Source organism: Porticoccus sp. (genome assembly GCF_041592135.1).
Classification (GTDB): Bacteria; Pseudomonadota; Gammaproteobacteria; order Pseudomonadales; family Porticoccaceae; genus Porticoccus.
The window spans coordinates 1-17,574 of the sequence record NZ_JBFHQR010000038.1 but is presented as its reverse complement, the minus strand read 5'-3'; the positions used below and the strand labels follow the sequence as shown (position 1 = coordinate 17,574).

Below are 17,574 nucleotides of genomic sequence, written 5' to 3'. Positions count from 1 at the left end.
CCCTTCGGGTTGCGGCTAAAAAAGCGCCACTCGTCGTTGCTCGTCACTCAGTTAGAACCACTAAATTCATTTCTCGCGCCTAGATTGGCGCTTTTTTAGTCACAACAGAGGCAACCAAATTAGTGTGAACAGGCCCTAGTGGCAATTACGACACATTGAACACTTTTTTGATGACTTGCAGGTCACTTTGCTGGAGGTCGCCCAGTTGATACCGGGCCAACACATTGCGGAAGGCCTGAATGGCAAGTCCCAGCACCCCCTGCAACTTACAGTGATTGGCGATGGGGCACTCAATACCCTCGCAGTCGATGGGCGCCATCGTTTCCTCAAGCTCCCAGACGATATCCGCCAGGGTCAGGTGGCGGGTTGGCGACGCCAGCACAATCCCCCCGTTTTTACCCCTCGCCGAGGCGACCCAGCCAAGCTGGGAAAGGCGCTGACTGACCTTGTAAAGGTGATGGCGGTTCATGTTGAAATGCGCCGCCAGAAAGTCCAGTCCGACACGGGTACCCGGGGGCTGATTGCACATGTGAATCAGCACCCGCAGGCCGTAGTCCGTAAAACGCGTCAATTGCATGGCTCAGGCCGGCGCTTCAAACGCATCCACCAGGATATCGGTCATTGCCGCCCCCTGCAGAAAACTCAATTTCTGGAGTTTCCTGACCATGGCGGGCGCGCCACACAGGTAGACGCGATGCTGTTTCAGGTCGTGGTGGCGGCTGCTGACGATGTCCACCAGATCCCCCTGATTCAGGCGAGGATGCTGTTCCGCAGCGCACTTCACTACCGGGTGATAATGAAAGTTGTCGTGGCGCTCCGCCAACTCCGCCAGTTCATCCACCAGGTACAACTGCTCGGGACTGCCGGAAGCCGCATAGAGATGGATATCACCGCGATGTTGGTTGGCCAGCGCCTGGCGCGCCACCCCGTAGAGGGGAGCCAACCCCGTCCCGGTTCCCGCCAGCAGCAGGGTTTCACTGCCCTCGCCCGGGGTGTAGAAACAAAAACCGCGGGCCCCGCTCAACTGGCAACTGTCGCCTTCCTGCAACCCGTGCTCCAGCCAACTGCTGATCAAGCCGTCCGGACGGCGCCGGATATGTAATTCAAGCTGCCCGTCCTCCGGCAAACTGGCAATGGAAAAACTGCGCCCCTCCGCGGGGGTTTTCCAGACGCTGGTGTACTGTCCGGCAAACCAGGGCATGTCCGTTTTCAGGCGCACCCGCAGCACCCCGTCATTCAACGGCTGCTTGTGGACCAGCACGGCGTCATGGCGCCGTTCGGTACCCCCCAGGGACACCGCCATGTCCTCCTGGGGATGACACTGACAGGCGAGAAAATAGTTCTGCGCCACCTGCTGGGCGGTCAGTCCCCGCTGTGCCGCGGCGGGTACCGGGCCGCTGTGGGCCACCATCAGACAGGAATGGCAGAGACCCGCCCGGCAGCTGTTGGGTACTGTGATATCCGCCCGTTCCAGGGCGGATAGCAGTGTGTCGCCTGCGGCGACGGCAACTTCCGTATCGCTATAGCGAACGACTACCATAGCCGTACTCAGCGATTCAGTACGTCGTCGCGAACGCTGTTGGCCAGGCCCGCCACTTCCGCGATATCTTCATCGCCCACACCCAGCTCTTTCAGGGTTTCACCCAGCAACTCGATCACCGCATCCACGTGGCTATCATTCAGCCCGGTCAGATGCTTGTGCCCCTCGCGCATGTCCTTGCCGGTATAACTGTTCGGGCCACCCAACACCATGGTCAGGAACGCTTTTTGCTTTTGCGCCTGGCCTGCCATGTCGACACCATCAAAATATTGATTGATGCGGTCGTCCACCAGTACCTTGCGGTAAAAAATATTGACTGCCGCATCCACGGCGGCATCGCCACCCAATTTTTCATACAAGCTCATTTGATCACCTCAACGAATTATTGCATCAGGAATACCAGAATGATCCAAGCAAACATGGTGCCAAGAATAAGCGCGGTTAGAATTCAAGATGTTAGCGTTGCAGAGAAAGATAAACCCCCTGCCGGCGGGCAAAAATGCCACAAATTGGGGCAGGCTTGAATGGGGGCGGCCCCAGTGGCGGGCCCGGCAAGCCTTTAACAGGAAATCGAAGTCCGGCGGGCACCGAAACCCGCCGACAGCTTGATCAGTGCCGGGTCATGCGATCCAGAAACCCCATCGTGAAGGCCGACAGCACAAAGGTCATGTGCAGCACCACATACCAGAGAATTTTATCGTTGGCGATCTCGTGGGCATTCATAAACACCTTCAGCAGGTGAATGGAGGAAATCGCCACGATGGAAGCCGCCACCTTGTTCTTCAGGGAACTGGTGTCCAGCTTGCCCAGCCAGCTCAGTTTGTCATTGGATTCATCCAGATCCAGCTGCGACACGAAATTCTCGTAGCCAGAGAACATCACCATCACAATCAAACCGCCCACCAGAGAGATGTCGACCAATGACAACACCACCAGAATAAGGTCCATTTCCGACATACTGAAAATCATCGGCAGGGTATGAACCACCTCGGCAAAAAACTTTATGGCGAGCGCCAGCAGCGCAAAACTCAACCCAAAATAAATGGGTGCCAACAACCAGCGAGTGGCATACATGGTGTTTTCAAACATCTTTTCCATTACGACAACCTCATCGAAAAACGTTTCAGCGGATAGCAAAGCGTGGAATTTTATCTGTTCGGACTGCGGCAGGCGATAGAAAAAGCCCGGCCGGCCAAAAGCCTTTGCTGGACCGCAGTGGCCCCATTGAATGCCCTCCATAAAAAAGGGCCATTAAATAATGGCCCTGTTGCGCGCCAAACCCGGTTAGCGACTGCTGTGACAGAGGCGAGAGCACTTGAAGCAGCCATTGACCTGCTCAAAGTGCTTTTTCGCCTCCCTCACTGCCGCCTGACAGGTGGGGAAATTTCCCAGCGATTTCTGCTCCACAGAGTCGGGCAAATCCGGACACCAGGTGCCCAGGTTATGCACCATATGATCCCCATTTTCTTGTGGTGTTTTCGTCACAATATATCTAGCCATAGTACCCTTCATCATTTTATTGTTAGTCAATAACCACCGCATTAACATGTGGTTAATACAGCATTAGCTGCGGATGAAACAGAACCTGAAATCAACCGCAGAACGACTAAAACTATCTATTTTTTAGTGAGTTATCAACAGACCCGCGGTACGACTCGATGACATTTTTGGGGCCCACAGTCAGTTTTGTGGCCCGCTAGGATTTGACTTGCCCGCCGGTTTTTGAGTGACCGAAACGGGGCGGCACTCCACAGGGAACATTCTCGACAAAGCGTTTGTGCAGCACATGCATTGCAGCGATGCGACGACAAGCTTTGGGAATCTTCACCCGCTTAAAATATACTGACCGGCCTCAGACAATAATGATGCACTGGCAAGAAGGAGCACCCATGCCCGGCTTACTCCCCGATACCGACCCCGATGGCCTGCTGGAATATTCAGTGGTCTTTACCGATCGCTCACTGAATCACATGTCCCAGCGCTTCCAAAAAGTGATGAACGACATCTCCAGTACATTGAAACAGGTCTACAACGCCACTGCCGTGGTGGTGGTTCCCGGTGGTGGCACCTACGGAATGGAAGCCGTGGCGCGGCAATTTGCCACCGGCAAAAAATGCCTGATCATCCGCAACGGCTGGTTCAGCTTCCGCTGGACCCAGATTCTGGAAACCGGCCGTATCAGCGATGACAGCATCGTCATGAAGGCCCGGCCGGTGGACGACAGCGCCCAACCGGCACTGGCTCCGGCATCCATCGACGACGTGGTGGCGCGAATCCAGGCGGAAAAACCGCAGATGGTGTTTGCCCCCCATGTGGAGACTGCCTCGGGCATGCTGTTGCCGGACGATTACATCCGCGCCCTGGCCGAGGCGGTCCACTCGGTAGACGGCATGTTGGTCCTCGATTGCATCGCCTCCGGCACCCTGTGGGTGGACATGAAGGCCCTGGGCGTCGATATTCTGATCAGCGCACCGCAGAAGGGCTGGAGCGCCTCCCCCTGTAGCGCCCTGGTGATGCTCGGCGCAGAGGCCCGCAAGCGCATCGATGACACCCACAGCAGCAGTTTCGCCTGCGACCTGCGCAAGTGGCTGCAAGTCATGGAGGCCTACGAGAACGGCGGCCACGCCTACCATGCCACCATGCCCACCGACGCCCTGCTGACATTCCGCGATACCATGCGGGAAACCGAAGCCTACGGCTTCGACCGGGTGAAGGAAGAACAGCTGGAGCTGGGCCGCCGCGCCCGGGCACTGCTGGCGGACAAGGGTTTCAAGAGTGTCGCCGCAGCGGGCTTCCAGGCCCCCGGAGTGGTGGTCAGCTACACCGATGACGTGGATATCCACAGCGGCAAGAAATTCCTCGCCGAGGGCCTGCAAATCGCCGCCGGGGTACCCCTGCAATGTGATGAACCGGAGGGCTTCCGCACCTTCAGGATCGGGCTGTTCGGCCTCGATAAGCTGCACAACATCGACCGCACCATCGACAACCTGAGTCGGGCGCTGGGCAATATCGGCGCCTGAATTCCGGGGTTCTCCGCCAGCCGTGGCACTGGCGGAGGCCTCAGGTCACTTCCAGGGCAACATCTTGCCCAGCACCGGCTCACCCCTCAGGTGGGACAAGACAGCCCCGGCGACATGAGCCACGATCAATGCCACCAGAACCCAAGTCAACCCCTGGTGAATCTGGCTGAATACCGCGTTGATCGCCGGGTCTTCCCAACCGGCCTTGGGCAGCGGGATGCCGAAGAACCTGGTCTGGTACTTGGTAAAGGAGGCGGACAGGTAACCCGTCAGGGGCACCAACAGCAGCAGCAGGTAAAACAACCAGTGAATAGCCGCGACCAGCCGACGGGCAAGCTCCCGGCCATCCGGATAGAGCGGTGGTGGGGTATGGGTGGCACGCCAGGCCAGGCGGCCCACCCACAACAGCAAGGCGATGATGCCAATGGACTTGTGCAGGCCAAAGGCAAAGGTGCGCTCGGCACTGCCCTTGGCCAGATCCACCATATACCAGCCCCAGCCCAACAGAAAAAATACGATCAGCACATGGGCCCAGTGGAAAAAAATGGCCGTCAGGGTATAGCGGTCCTTCCTCACTGAATGGCCACTCCCCAGGGACGCACGCCCACGGCGATCTCACCCGCCGGCTTCAGTGTTTCCACATCAATCACCGTGACACTGTCGGAGCGGCCATTGGCCACATAGAGCTTCTTGCCGGTCGGCTCGATGGCCATATTCCAGGGGCGCTTGCCCACCGGGATCTCGGCAATCACGGCATTGGAGGTGGTATCGATCACCGATACCGATGCGTCTTTGCCGTTGGAAATGAACACCCGCTTGCCATCCGGACTGACGGTCACGCCATTCGAGAAGGTGCCCGCCTTGATCGGCGTCACCACCTCGTGGCTGGCCACGTCGATCACATACACCATGCTGGCCACTTCACAGGCCACATAGGCGCGGCTGCTGTCCGGCAGGAAGCCGATACCGCGGGGTCTTTCACCCACCTCGACACTGTCCACCTGCTGGCGCGCCGCGAGATCAATGATATCGACCTTGTTGGTGTTCTCGGCACTGACGTAGAGCCACTTCATGTCCGGGCTAAAGACCACGTGTTCCGGGTTCTCGCCCTTAACGGCTATTTCCGCCAGACGCTCCAGGGTGTTGCCATCGAGCAGCACAATGCTGTTTGACTCTTCAACGGCAGCGGCGACCAGCGTTCCATCCGGGGAGACACTGGCCCCCTCAGGGGATTTTCCCAGCTCGGCGGTGCCCACCAGGGTGCGCAGGGTGGTATCAAAGGCCAACAGCTTGCCGCTGGTGCCATCTGTTACATAGACACGCCCATTGGCCAGCGGCGATGCGGCGACGCCCCTCGGCTTCTCGCCGGCTTTCAGGGTATGGACAACCTGATCCGTCGCGACATCGAGAATGCTGATGGTGCCGGATTGCTCATTGGGAACGTAGGCAAACGGTGCCGACAGCGCCAGCTGGGGCACACAGAGCCAGAACAACATGGGTATAAGGTACGGTTTCACGGTTTGCATGACGTCTCTCCTGATCTCATCACTCTTTTCTGGCCGGACAGCCCGCCCGTTACTCGGGGGGACTGGCCTTACCATGTATGTTCTACCCCGAGATAAAACGACCTGGGCTCTCCCGGGAAATAGCGGTCGCCACTGAAACTGGTGTAATCCGCCCGCTCGGCATAATCCTCGTCCGTCAGGTTGGTGATCCGGGCTGACAGTTTCCACTCGGGTGTCAACTGCCAGCTCGAGCGCAGGTTCAGCAGGTCGTGACCATCATAGCGGTGTTCATTTTCGGGATCGGTATAGTAAGCCCCCTGGTTCAACCATTCCAGTTCGACCCTGCCGGCGGGATGGAAATTCCATCCCAACCGGGCACTGCCAAAGTGGTGTGGGGCCGTATCCACGTCATTGCCATCAATTTCAATACCGCCGGAAAGGCGGTCGTCGCTGTACTCATGCTCGGCGTAACTGGCGGCCAGGGCGACATCAAATTGCTCATTGAACTGATAGGCAAGGGCCAGCTCCACGCCTCGGGAGCGAATCTCTCCATCCGCGACATTGAAGAAGTCGGAATCGCGAAAAATTTCATGGCGTTTCTTCATGGCAAACAACGCCACGTCATAGGACAACCTTTCCACTTGTCCCCTGAAACCGAGTTCCGCACTCAACAGCTCCTCGGAATCCAGGTGTGCCTTGATCTGATCCCGCTCGAGACGATACAACTCGGTGGCCTGGGGCGCGCGAAAACCCTGGGCCAGATTCACATAAGCCTGGTGACTGTCGGCGAGGTCATAGACAAAACCCAGCTTGGGGGACCAGTTCTCAAACCGGTCGGTCCTGTCTGGCGGACGACTGTAGCGACAACCACCGAAGCCGCAGGGAATGCCGTTTTCATCGGTTCTGCCATCGAGCATACGGTTGTCGTAGTCATAGCGGACAAACTCGTAGCGCAGGCCCGCGGTCATGGCCAGGCGGTCGGTTAGCTGCCAATTGCTATGAATAAAGGGCGCCGCCATCAACGCATCGACTTCGTAATCGTAGTGCTTACCCTCTGGAATCGTCGCCATCAGGAAGGCAGAGCCTTCTGTGGGCGCATCCTGGCTCTGTTTCAGAAATGCCGAGGTATATTCCACGTCCACACCGGTGACGATGGTCAGATCATCCCTGAGCCTGTTGTGGTAGGCGCTTTGGATGCCGAAACTCTTCTGGCCGTTTTCCTCCAGGGGGGTCCCCGGCAGGAAATGCTGAAGGAAATCCATATCGGTATAGCGCAGATAGGGTGTCACCGTCACAAAGGCGCGATCCGTCAACTGGTAATCCATACGGCTGGAGAAGTGTACGCTCTGGGTATCCCGGTAAGCTTCAGGGTTGGGGTTGTCATTCTTGAGATGACTGTCCTTGTAGGCGTCCTTGCCGACGATATAGCCCGCCGTTTCCTGATTCAGGTTGGTCATCGACAGCGTCGAGGTGACCCTCAGCTCGTCGCCGCTGTAGAGGTGCTTGACGGTGAGTTTCTGCTGGTCAAAACCAGAATCCTCGCGGTATCCACCATCGTGGCTCATGGACACATCGGCGCGAAACCCCTGGGCACCCTGGGTGCCGGATGCGGAATACCTCATCCGCATATAGTCGTGGGGACCACCCTCAACGCCCATTGTATATTCAGGTTCCAGGGTGGGGTTTGGTGTGATGACGTTGACAATGCCGTTCATGGCGTTGGCGCCATACAGCGCACTGCCCGGGCCGCGCACCACCTCAATGCGCTCAGCCATTTCCGTATGGGCATCAAACAACTCGTTGATATTGCAGAAACCGGAGGCGCGCAGGGGAATGCCATCCACCGCGGAGAGCACACTGCCACAGCCGCCGGCCCCGGTCAGCACCGGAGAGCGCAGCGAGGGCAGATACTCCTGCCCATTGCCCCTGGCGAAATTCGCACCGGGTACCCGTACCAGGCTTTCCTGAATATGGGTATGACTGGTCAACTGCAAGGCCTTTTGATCCACTACCGCGGTATTGCCGGCGAGCATCTCCAGGGCCTGCTCGCTGCGCGTTCCCGTCACCACAATGGTTTCCAGCACCATCGGAACAGCGGATTCATCCGTCGGCGGAGCCGACACCTCCGCCGCCAGACAACTGCCTGTGATGGCACCTGCGGAGAGGATTAACAACAGTTTATTTTTTTTCATACCACTCACCCACTGCAATGATAACTTCACAACCCTGGTCAAAGTTTCCACCTGAGTCCGATCGAGGCCATTCTCGGTGCGCCCCTACTGAGGAATAGCGGATCATCAAACTCGTCACCAAGTACTTCGTCCGGTTCACCCAGCAACCCGAAGCTGGCATATTCGCGGTCAAACAGGTTATCTACTCTGGCCGTCAGCACAAGGCGATCGCTCAGGTTGTAGCGGCTGGACAGCGCATATACTGCGTAGGAGGGAATCTCCCGCATCTGGTTGGACTCATCGCCGCGCACATGAATGGATGAGATGAATTGCCCCTCCAGAGATACCCTGAAATCATCGTTCAACGCATATTCCAGCTCTGCCTGGAGACTGTGTCGCGGCAGCCCCGGCAGGCGATCCCCCTCTTCCACCGACAACAGTCCGTCGACATTGTCCGGGTGGTTGGGGCTGGCGACCTGCCAGTCATCGCCATAGACGGCTTTTAGAAAACTGTAGTTGACAAACCATGACAGCCTCTCCAGCTCACCCCCAGCCGAGAGGTTTACGCCGATGCGCTCGGTGCTGTCGATATTGTCAAAAAAGCCCCGATTGCCCTGGGTGCCGCCGGTGCTCTGGAACACGATGTCATCGCGGTTGCGGCTGTAGAACAGCGAACCCTGCCAGTGCCAAATGGCAGCCTTGCCGCGCATCCCCAGCTCCCAGTTGTCCACCACCACCTTGTCCAGCGGCGGGTCGGCCAGGAACGCGTTGGGCAGACTGCACTCGAATGCGGGATCGGCACAGGCCAGCTCGATTGCCGTGGGCAATCGCATGGACTGGCTATAGGCGGCGTAGCCGCTCAGGTTGTCGGTGAACCGGTAATTTAGGCCGGTGGACAGACTGATGTGCTGGAAATCGTGATCCCCTTCAAGTTCGGGCTGTTGACCACTGCGATCAGCCAGTTTGATATTGGCCTTCAGGTAGTTGCCAGAAAATGTCGCTGTCAGTCGCTCCGTCAGGAACAGCTGGGTGCCGAAAAAGAGTCCGCCAGTGGTACTGCTGGCCAGCATGTCGGTGGCCTCGTCGGGCACGAAACTGCCACTGCCAAGGGTGCTGCGATCGTCGGCCAGTTCCGCCAGCTCCACCTGCGCCTTGAACTCGGTAATGGCGCGACTCAAGCGGGTGCCGACATGGTGTTGGGCATCGATGCCGAACAGCGGCTGGCGCCACTCAAATTGCATGTCGCCGCCCCAGTCCCGCTGCACGATGTGGGAGCGGTTGTTGATGGCGTTCAGGTCGCCATCCGCCAGCTGACTGTTCTGGTCCAGTACGTATTCGATATCGGCATCGATGGCGGCATTGCACTCGCCATCCATATCCACATCATTGAATTCAGCCACCAGCCATTCATCTCCGCCCGAGTCACAGGCCTCATACTCCGTGCCGTCGCCGTTGAAGGATTGTGTTCCCAGGCGCCGGGCAAACAGCCCGGTAGTCAGTGTCATATCATCAGCCAACAGCCAGAGATGCTCCAGGGACAGCTGCACCAACCGGTTATCGGTAATATCCGGGTGGGTAAAGACGGTATCATCACCCTCGGCGTCCAGAAGCTGTTTCGGCGCCGGGCCATTGCCGCGCAGCGAACCCTCTCCCAGCTGCAGCGAAAATTCCAGCTCCTGCTGTTCGCCCCGGTAGGTGTATGCCGAATAGATATTGTTGACCCGGCTGAAGGAATTATCCCGCCAGCCGTCTTCCTCGAAACCACTGGCGTAGACATACAGTCCCGAGGAGCCGTTGTTGCCGCCCCACTCGAAACTGTTCTGTCGACGGCCATATTCCCCGGCACCCAGACCCAGCCAGGATTCATCAAAACTGAAGCCGTTCTTCATGCGCAGGTTGAGTACGCCGCCCAGGCTGTTATAGCCGAACAGGGGATTGGCACCGGCAATCAGGTCCACCCGATCAATGGCTTCCAGGGGTAGCAGCTCCCAGTTGACTGTCTCGCCAAAGGGGGCATTGACGCGCACGCCATTCTGGTAAATGGCAATACCCTGGGGCAGCCCGAGCAGCGGTGATGCCGTGTAGCCGCGGAATTGCAGATCCGGCTGCAGCGGATTGTTCTGCGCCATGTTCAGGGTGACACCGGCAAAGCGACGGCTGAGCAGGTCACCCAATGCCGGGGTGTTCTGGACATCGTCCAGCTCCAGCTTCAGGGACTGCACATGCATCGGCAGGCTGTCGACCTCAGCTGACAGGCCCTGGCGAGGGGCTGTCGCAACCACCTCCACCTCCTCGACCACAGGACTGTTTTCCAGCCCGGCAGAAAAGCAGGGCACCGCCAACAGGCAAAACGCCGTAGCGGCCAAGCCGGCAAAGGAGAGGAAAACGACATCTGTAACTGACTTTTTGTTCAACACAACTGACAAAAGCCCTTATCTATCAATGTGATTATATTTATCGGTGCTAAAACGATCGCCGGAAAAAGGCCCCGCTCGGCCCTGGCGGGACCATTTGAGACCGACTGCTATGTTCTCCATGGCCAACGTGGAATGCCCCATTAGCCCTGGCTTGGTGCAACCTGACGCCCTGTCCCCAACGACAAGTACCGCACTACTTTCTATCGATTGGCTCGAGGCCATATTTTTCGAGCAATGCCGTCAACTCACCGCTTTTGTGCAACTTTGTCAGCACCCTGTTAGCCTCATCAACGGTTTCCTGGTTGGCCTGTCTAAAGCCAATTGCCACGGGATAGCCATTGAGGGGATGGATAAATTTTGATGACTCGGACTGTAACGCCACGCCAGGATGGGTATGTCTGTACCAGCCGAGCCCGGCGTTGGACACAACCCCCAGATCCACTCGACCCTCAGTCACGGCGTCGAGAATGTCCGTGTCCTTCAACATGCTGACATAGAGCTCAACAGGTTTATTGACCAAGACGGTGTGCACCGCCGAGGCACTGGGGGTGGCGACTTTCAAGCCCTTCAGGTCATCGATCGTTTTATACGGGCCTTTCCCCGGCTGGTGAGCCAGCAACACTTCGATCCGGGTATAGGGTTCCGTCTTCTTAATCGGGCCATCCTCATCACCCAGTATGGCAACGCCCATAAACGCATCACAGTTGGTGTACTTGGCCTGGTAGCGAAAGGTTACCCACGACAATTGCAGTGAGACGCCGAACTCCCTGGCCAGCAGCCTCCCCAGTTCGATATGCAGTCCGGGGTTGGGGCCATCATCTGACGTAGAGAACGGCAGGGAGTCGTAGCTCACACAGATATTCAACGACTGCTTTTGCTTGATGTGCGCGAGATCGGCAGCTTGAACACCCGCTACCGCGGTCGACAGTGAGAAGATGAGCGCGAAACCCATTGCCAGCTTTTTCATCGGAACCTCTTGTTCGTATTGTGGTTAATCCGGCTGCCGAAAGCACTCCGTCCTATTCACTGCAGGCGGGCAATGTTTTCAGGGACAAAATATAAGCAACCAGTTGCCAGCGGGTTTCTTCACTAAAGCTGTCTTTCCAGGGGGGCATAATCAGCGAGCCACGCTGTTTGCCGTTTGAAATGGTGGTGAACACATAATCGGGGGTATAGGTATCACGGCATTGCATTTTGCGTGCCTTGCCACCGATGCCCCGGTAGCCATGGCAGTAGGTACAATTTTGACTGAATGTCAGCTCCCCCGCCTTGATCATTTCTTCAGACGCCAACCGGTCAGCCGAAGAACCGGATGGCGCTTCCACCACCGCGGCATTACCGCCTGCCAGGGTCGCCATGCTGACACACAACAGCAGAAAGGCCCCGACCAAAACCGTGGCGCCAGGTTTCTTGGATTTCTGTCCTTGCAAACCGATATGAGTCAAACCAGCGGTCAGATTTTTTCTCAAATTCATCACGTTGCTACTTCCTTTTCATCGAAAAAGTGGAGAGGACGCCACGTCCTCTCCACCATTACCCAAACAAATTTTAGTCTTCCAAACTGAAGGCAATCAGCGCTGCACCACCTGGCAGACCAATCAGGTTCGGGAAGGCACCGGTCGCAAAACCCAGCGCCAGACCACCCAAACCACTGGGGACCAGAATGTACTGCTTGCCATCGACACCGTAGCTTATGGGACCGGAACGGAAACCGGAACCGGCATTAAAGCTCCAGAGTTCCTTCCCGTTGTCAGCGTCATAGGCTTTGTAGATACCTGTGGCATCACCGTTAAAGACGAGGCCACCGGCGGTTGTCAGCACCGAGTTCATGCCTGGAACCGGATAATCCACGGACCATTTAACCTTGCCGGTAATGGGGTCGCGAGCATCCAGACGGGCAGAGCCGGACTTCTTGCCGGGCGGTGGAATCAGCTCCAGTTTTGAAATACCGAAGTAAACCCCAGCCCAACCCAATTGTTCCGGATCCTGTGCAGCGGGAACAACGGTATTACAGAAGTCCCAACCGTTTGAATACCAGAGTTTGGTATTGGGGTTATAGGCCGCCTGGTTCCAGCTGCGCGCACCCAGTACCGACGGGCAGAAGGTAGCTTCCACACCGGCAACCGGATTCTTGCGGCCAATCAGCTCACCGGTTTTGGGGTTCACACTGTCAACCCAGTTGGCGTTGTCGGTGAATTTCCAGATGTTATGGGGTTTACCGGTGGCCTTATCGAGAACCGAGACAAAACCGCCCTTGTTGAGGTGAACCAGCAGTTCCTTGCCTTCGTGCTCAATGGTCATGATCTCGTAAGCGGAGTCATAATCCCAGCTGTCGTGCGGCACTTCCTGATGGTACCACTTCAACTTGCCTGTCTTGCCTTCCAGCGCGAGGATAGACGCCGAATACAGGTTATCGCCCTTGCGGCCTTCACTGAAGAAGTCTGGCGCGGCATTACTGGTACCGATCAGGATGGTACCCGTTTTGGCATCGTACACACCCGGCATCCAGGCACCGCTGCCGCCCACCTTGCCACTGTCACCGGGCCAGCTTTTGGGATCATCCTTGATGGCTTTAAATGTCCAGACCAGCTCGCCGGTTTTGGCATTCACACCAAAGATTTTACCCTGCTGTGGCTGGTCACCACCGGTGTGACCGCTGTAGAGAATATCGCCGGCCAACTGCGGAGGGAAAGAAAAGTTACAACCGCGACAGTTATGAAAATCCGTCAGTTGCGTGGACCACTTTTCCTTACCGGTTTTCTGGTCGAGGGCGATAAAGCGCCCGTCGAGACTACCCAGATAAACATTGCCGAAACCCACTGATACGCCGCGGCTTTGGGCTGCCCAGAAGCTGGTGGCACTCTCCGGGTCCAGTTCCGGCTGGTAGTGCCAAAGTGTCTCGCCGGTCTTGCCATCCACGGCATAGACGTTATTGTTGGCGGCAACGTAATACAGGACGCCGTCAATGGCGATCGGCGTTGCCTGCAGACCCATCTGAATATCACCGGGCTGGTGAATCCAGGCCACTTTCAGCTTCTTGACATTGTCCTTGTTGATCTGGTCAAGGGGACTGTAACGCCAGGCGTTTGAGTCCCGGTAATATTCCGGCCAGTTATTGGGGTTGTCTGCTGCAAAAGCGGTCAGCGAGAGCGTACCCAGCAGCGATAAAGCACAGGCTGCTACCTTGGCCACCTTCTTGGTTTTTTTAACTCGAGAAGTATTCATTTGTTTAACTCCCTTCCTTTTATAGGATTATTTTTATTGACGCGGTCGCCCTGGTCTTAGAAGAAGTAGGTGACACCGAGCGAGAACAGGTTCAGCTTGTCGATGTCGTTGTAGACATCCTCAACCGCGTCCGAGCCCTCAACATCGAGATCCAGCTGCTCGTATTTTCCGTACAGAATCACTTTGCTGCCGAAATACTGTTCCAGTGCCGCGCCGGTGCGGGTCACCTCGGAGCCAGTAACACCTTGAGCACCCAAAGCGCCATACTGGTCGTTGTATTGACCGTATTCCACATAGAAGGCGGTATCACCCAGACTGGTAAAGGCTTTCCGGATACCCAGCTTGGTGTAGTAGGCATCGGTCTCGTCCTCAGCGAACTCGGAGACATCGCCACTGGCTTCTTCGTGCTGCCAGGTAACGGCACCAAACAGACCGGTTTCCGGATCCATCAGACCAAATTGCGTGGTCAGCATTTCCGTGTCGGTGTCGGCTTCGGGGTTGGTCTCATCAGCGACATTCGCGCCACCGTCGGCATTGTACGCGTAACCGATATGGAATTTGGCATCCAGGCGACCCAGTTTGCCGTTTACCTTAGCGGCGATATCGTAGATATCATCGTTGGCATAACCCACCGCAATACTGACCGGGCCAAGGGAGGGCAGATCATAGCGGATACCGTTGCGGTACACCCCGTTACAGTCAATACCGATGCCCAGGCCTGGGATGGTCATACACTGGATAAAGTTACCCCAGGTGCCACCACCGGTCAGCATGGAGCCCTCAGCACCGCGCAGGAAAAAGCCGGAGCCGCGGAACATGGCGCCCACGCCCGACCAGATGGTCATGGAGGGATCGCCCAGTACACCGATGTTATCCGTCGGCATACTTTGCAGACCCATGGTCACCTTACCCCAGTCGCCGCCAAAGTAAACGCTGCTGCCCAGCAGGCCGATATCACCACCATTAAACTGATCCAGATTATCCTGGTTGGAAAAGACCAACGGCGTAATCTGGCCAGCATTATTTCCCAGGAAGTTTGAATTACCGGAGAATGGCTCAATGGTGACATCAAAACCGGCGTTCAGATTCGAGGCCAGATCGGCAGTACCGGAAAAGGTGATACGGCTACCCAGGGTAGTACCGTTATCCGAGAGCTGCACCATATCGCTGCCTTCGCCATCGTCGTAGTAAGACATGCTCTCGTTAATCCACCCGGAGATATTCCAGGATGGCTTGACGGGCTCATCCGCCACAGCGGCCTGTGAAATATACCCACAGGACACTGCGGCGATCAGGCACGCCGTGCGCAGTTTTGAAACTTTATTGTGTCTTTGCATAAGAACTCACCCCAAAGTTATTTTAAGGATTAAAAAATGTGCAAAGCCTCACCTTCCTGACGGCAACAACACTTGCAACCGCTAGCAGTGCATAGGCTTTTTCCCACCGCCTTACTAAAACATCAAAGCAAAGCTAACTGCTATGAAGTAATCATCATGGACAAGCACTCCCTCAGAATCCTAAATAGGCACAGGGTCTGAAATCGTTTTATGCAGATTTAATTCGAATAGATCTAATTTTTAAGAAACATAAATAAAGTCAATTTGGCCCGCAGTATTAGCACTGCTAATTAACCGATTGCCATGACAGGCGGAGTACAGAGGTATGGAATTAGGAGATTTTTTACGAGTCGCCTCGAAAAGAGAACGCGCTGAACTGGCTTCAGTTTGCAATCACTCTGTATCCTATCTCTATCAGCTGGCGGGAAAGCACCGTTACGCAAGCGCCCTTTTGGCCATTCGCATAGAGCAGGTTTCCAGGGGCGTGGCCGCCAAGTCAGCCGGACGCTTGAAAACCGTACCGAGAGAGACGCTGGTAAGACACCCAGAAATATTTTCAAGTGTGGATGCCATCCTCAGTGCTGAATACCAGGCCTTGAAAGGATAAATTAAACAGCTTGCAAGCGTCCCCCAGGCAATACATTTTCAAACAGGATAGACGGTGTCATTAATAGGGATTATCGTTTCGCAGAGCAAAATAAGTGGTTCATAACAATTGGTTGATGTGACGGGTGTTGAATTCTTTTGAGGAGATAACAACTCACTTCAACCTGAAAACTTAGCCTTAAACAAGAGAGCCCATAATGATGAAGTTTATGAAGAAATTCCTTGTTCCCTTACTCGCCCTCATCTGCGTTGAGCCTGTGCTGGCGCTGAGTTTTTTCGACAACCTCAATGTGGGATTTTTTAGTGACAGCGACGATATCGACCGTGTTCTGTGGGAAGACGGCCCCAACCGTTACATCAAATATGCCAAACAGGATACCGCCAGCCAGGGTGCCAACGATCACCCGGTCGAACTCGATCAGAATGAAATCAGAATTGCCCTGTCGCTACTGAAGGTTAAGGATACGGGCACGGCTTCCGGTGCCACTGCCGTTTTTACGGATGAACAGATAGCCCTCCTGAGCAAGTCTCTCGCCGAGGGCTTCAAGGGCGTAACGCCGGGACAGGACATTATTTTCGCCATGGAAAAGTCCGAGGCAAAACTGCTCGGCCTGAAGAAAGACGCCTATTTCATCGCCGGTCGGGCATTTTACAAGCAGGGCCGACTCAACCTGATTCTGGGTGACTTCGACCGGGTCAGGAACATTGGTTATGAGGCGGCCTACGATCCGAGCAATGCGGGGATCGTCACTTACAACCTTGATCACGGCAACCGCTCAAAGCCCTCTTCCGGATCAGACGCCTTCCGTAACACCACACTGGAAGTCAACGGCATTGAAAACAGAATCCAAAATGGCATCCGCCGCGACTGGTTTGTGATCGACCTGCATAAAGCAACCAATGCCTATGCGACCAGAGAAGAAGCCGCCAAACAAAACGAGATGCTGCGCAAACGCAAGGAAATTGAAGAGATCATGGGACAACCGATACCGGGTTATACCATGCCGGTGGCCGCACCGGTTAAATCAGCCGAGGAGCGCCTGGTCTCCCTGAACAATTTGCGCGAAAAAGGGCTTGTCAGTGACGAAGAATATGCGGTCAAACGGAAACAGATTCTTGATGAGCTGTGATGTTAGAACCCTGTCATCACAAATAGGATATGGCTGTCGCGACCAGCGTGCCGCGGCGGCCATACCCCACCAGGCGATGCCTGACAGATAATTTAAACAAAATAAAATTTTTGACGTCCGGAATATTTCCGTTACTACGGATATACCCGGAAATAGAACAGATAAAAACTGCTTTTTCAGGATGCAGCACGACCGCAGAAACAACAAAAAATCGCAGGAATTGATAATTCAACCTGCGCCTGCTTCAGCTGCAAGTGTTTCCGATCTTCATGAGGGTGAAGACAACACAGATGGCCGTCCGTAACCGAGCAATGTCCTCACCGAAAAGGCCGCTTAGCGTTGTGCCATGCTTTTTTGCATTCTGCCTTTTGGCCGCCTGCCTGCTAGTTCAGACGCTCTTCGCTACAGCCGCAGCATCGGCAGAGAACCTCACCAGCCAGCTGGATAAAGAAATAACCGCACTCTTCCCGGATGCCACCACCATCGGTCAAAAACAACAGGATGTCCCCGTCTGGCCGGTGTTCAAAGGCGATGAACTACTGGGCTACGCCTTCCAGTCAGTGGACCTGGTCAGCTTCAGGGGTTGGTCCGGGCATCCGATCAACATGCTCATCGGCCTGGAT

Annotated in this window: 17 protein-coding genes; 4 read left to right on the top strand and 13 right to left on the bottom strand. The window is 55.8% G+C overall.

Annotated features, from left to right (window positions below; genetic code table 11):
• Positions 1-145 precede the first annotated feature (145 nt).
• The 4 genes from ABY948_RS05550 to ABY948_RS05535 all read right to left on the bottom strand — a co-directional run bounded on the left by ABY948_RS05550 (position 146) and on the right by ABY948_RS05535 (position 2,638).
• Positions 146-577, bottom strand: coding sequence for an RrF2 family transcriptional regulator (locus ABY948_RS05550; protein ID WP_461481522.1), 432 nt, complete (start codon positions 575-577; stop codon positions 146-148).
• Positions 578-580: 3 nt separating this feature from the next.
• Entirely contained in the window at positions 581-1,540 is a 960-nt protein-coding gene (locus tag ABY948_RS05545; RefSeq protein WP_461481521.1) for a 2Fe-2S iron-sulfur cluster-binding protein, read from the bottom strand.
• An 8-nt stretch (positions 1,541-1,548) separates the two neighbouring features.
• The gene (locus tag ABY948_RS05540; protein ID WP_461481520.1) at positions 1,549-1,905 is read right to left on the bottom strand and encodes a group I truncated hemoglobin; all 357 of its coding nucleotides are present in this window, start codon (positions 1,903-1,905) and stop codon (positions 1,549-1,551) included.
• 244 nt (positions 1,906-2,149) lie between these two features.
• A complete protein-coding gene (locus tag ABY948_RS05535; RefSeq protein WP_461481519.1) occupies positions 2,150-2,638 on the bottom strand; it encodes a TIGR00645 family protein in 489 nt (162 codons plus the stop codon).
• Positions 2,639-3,429: 791 nt separating this feature from the next.
• Between ABY948_RS05535 and ABY948_RS05530 the strand changes: the two genes are divergently transcribed.
• Positions 3,430-4,560, top strand: coding sequence for an aminotransferase class V-fold PLP-dependent enzyme (locus ABY948_RS05530; RefSeq protein ID WP_461481518.1), 1,131 nt, complete (start codon positions 3,430-3,432; stop codon positions 4,558-4,560).
• 45 nt (positions 4,561-4,605) lie between these two features.
• Here ABY948_RS05530 and ABY948_RS05525 read toward each other — a convergent pair whose 3' ends face one another.
• The 8 genes from ABY948_RS05525 to ABY948_RS05490 all read right to left on the bottom strand — a co-directional run bounded on the left by ABY948_RS05525 (position 4,606) and on the right by ABY948_RS05490 (position 15,215).
• A complete protein-coding gene (locus ABY948_RS05525; RefSeq protein WP_461481517.1) occupies positions 4,606-5,136 on the bottom strand; it encodes a cytochrome b in 531 nt (176 codons plus the stop codon).
• Entirely contained in the window at positions 5,133-6,086 is a 954-nt protein-coding gene (locus ABY948_RS05520; protein ID WP_461481516.1) for a beta-propeller fold lactonase family protein, read from the bottom strand. The genes ABY948_RS05525 and ABY948_RS05520 overlap by 4 nt, the downstream gene beginning before the upstream one ends.
• Positions 6,087-6,154: 68 nt before the next feature.
• The gene (locus tag ABY948_RS05515; RefSeq protein ID WP_461481515.1) at positions 6,155-8,257 is read right to left on the bottom strand and encodes a TonB-dependent receptor; all 2,103 of its coding nucleotides are present in this window, start codon (positions 8,255-8,257) and stop codon (positions 6,155-6,157) included.
• A gap of 38 nt (positions 8,258-8,295) precedes the next feature.
• Positions 8,296-10,653 carry a TonB-dependent receptor gene (locus ABY948_RS05510; RefSeq protein WP_461481514.1) on the bottom strand — a complete coding sequence of 786 codons (2,358 nt, stop codon included), beginning with the start codon at positions 10,651-10,653 and terminating at the stop codon, positions 8,296-8,298.
• Positions 10,654-10,846: 193 nt separating this feature from the next.
• Positions 10,847-11,620 carry a substrate-binding periplasmic protein gene (locus tag ABY948_RS05505; RefSeq protein WP_461481513.1) on the bottom strand — a complete coding sequence of 258 codons (774 nt, stop codon included), beginning with the start codon at positions 11,618-11,620 and terminating at the stop codon, positions 10,847-10,849.
• 52 nt (positions 11,621-11,672) lie between these two features.
• Positions 11,673-12,128: a c-type cytochrome gene (locus ABY948_RS05500; RefSeq protein WP_461481512.1), complete on the bottom strand. Its 456-nt coding sequence runs from the start codon at positions 12,126-12,128 to the stop codon at positions 11,673-11,675.
• Between the two features lie 73 nt (positions 12,129-12,201).
• Positions 12,202-13,878, bottom strand: coding sequence for an outer membrane protein assembly factor BamB family protein (locus ABY948_RS05495; RefSeq protein WP_461481511.1), 1,677 nt, complete (start codon positions 13,876-13,878; stop codon positions 12,202-12,204).
• A 56-nt stretch (positions 13,879-13,934) separates the two neighbouring features.
• On the bottom strand, positions 13,935-15,215 hold the full coding sequence (locus tag ABY948_RS05490; protein ID WP_461481510.1) for a porin: 1,281 nt from the start codon (positions 15,213-15,215) through the stop codon (positions 13,935-13,937).
• A gap of 325 nt (positions 15,216-15,540) precedes the next feature.
• Here ABY948_RS05490 and ABY948_RS05485 point away from each other — a divergent pair, with 325 nt between their 5' ends.
• Positions 15,541-15,822 carry a hypothetical protein gene (locus ABY948_RS05485; RefSeq protein ID WP_461481509.1) on the top strand — a complete coding sequence of 94 codons (282 nt, stop codon included), beginning with the start codon at positions 15,541-15,543 and terminating at the stop codon, positions 15,820-15,822.
• A gap of 196 nt (positions 15,823-16,018) precedes the next feature.
• The gene (locus tag ABY948_RS05480; protein ID WP_461481508.1) at positions 16,019-16,951 is read left to right on the top strand and encodes a hypothetical protein; all 933 of its coding nucleotides are present in this window, start codon (positions 16,019-16,021) and stop codon (positions 16,949-16,951) included.
• Between the two features lie 16 nt (positions 16,952-16,967).
• On the opposite strand, the gene ABY948_RS05475 is transcribed toward ABY948_RS05480, so the two are convergent.
• Complete coding sequence (locus ABY948_RS05475) at positions 16,968-17,183, bottom strand: hypothetical protein (RefSeq protein WP_461481507.1); 216 nt, start codon at positions 17,181-17,183, stop codon at positions 16,968-16,970.
• A 58-nt stretch (positions 17,184-17,241) separates the two neighbouring features.
• On the opposite strand from ABY948_RS05475, the gene ABY948_RS05470 reads away from it, so the two are divergent.
• A partial coding sequence (locus ABY948_RS05470) for a hypothetical protein (RefSeq protein ID WP_461481506.1) occupies positions 17,242-17,574 on the top strand: 333 nt, incomplete at its 3' end.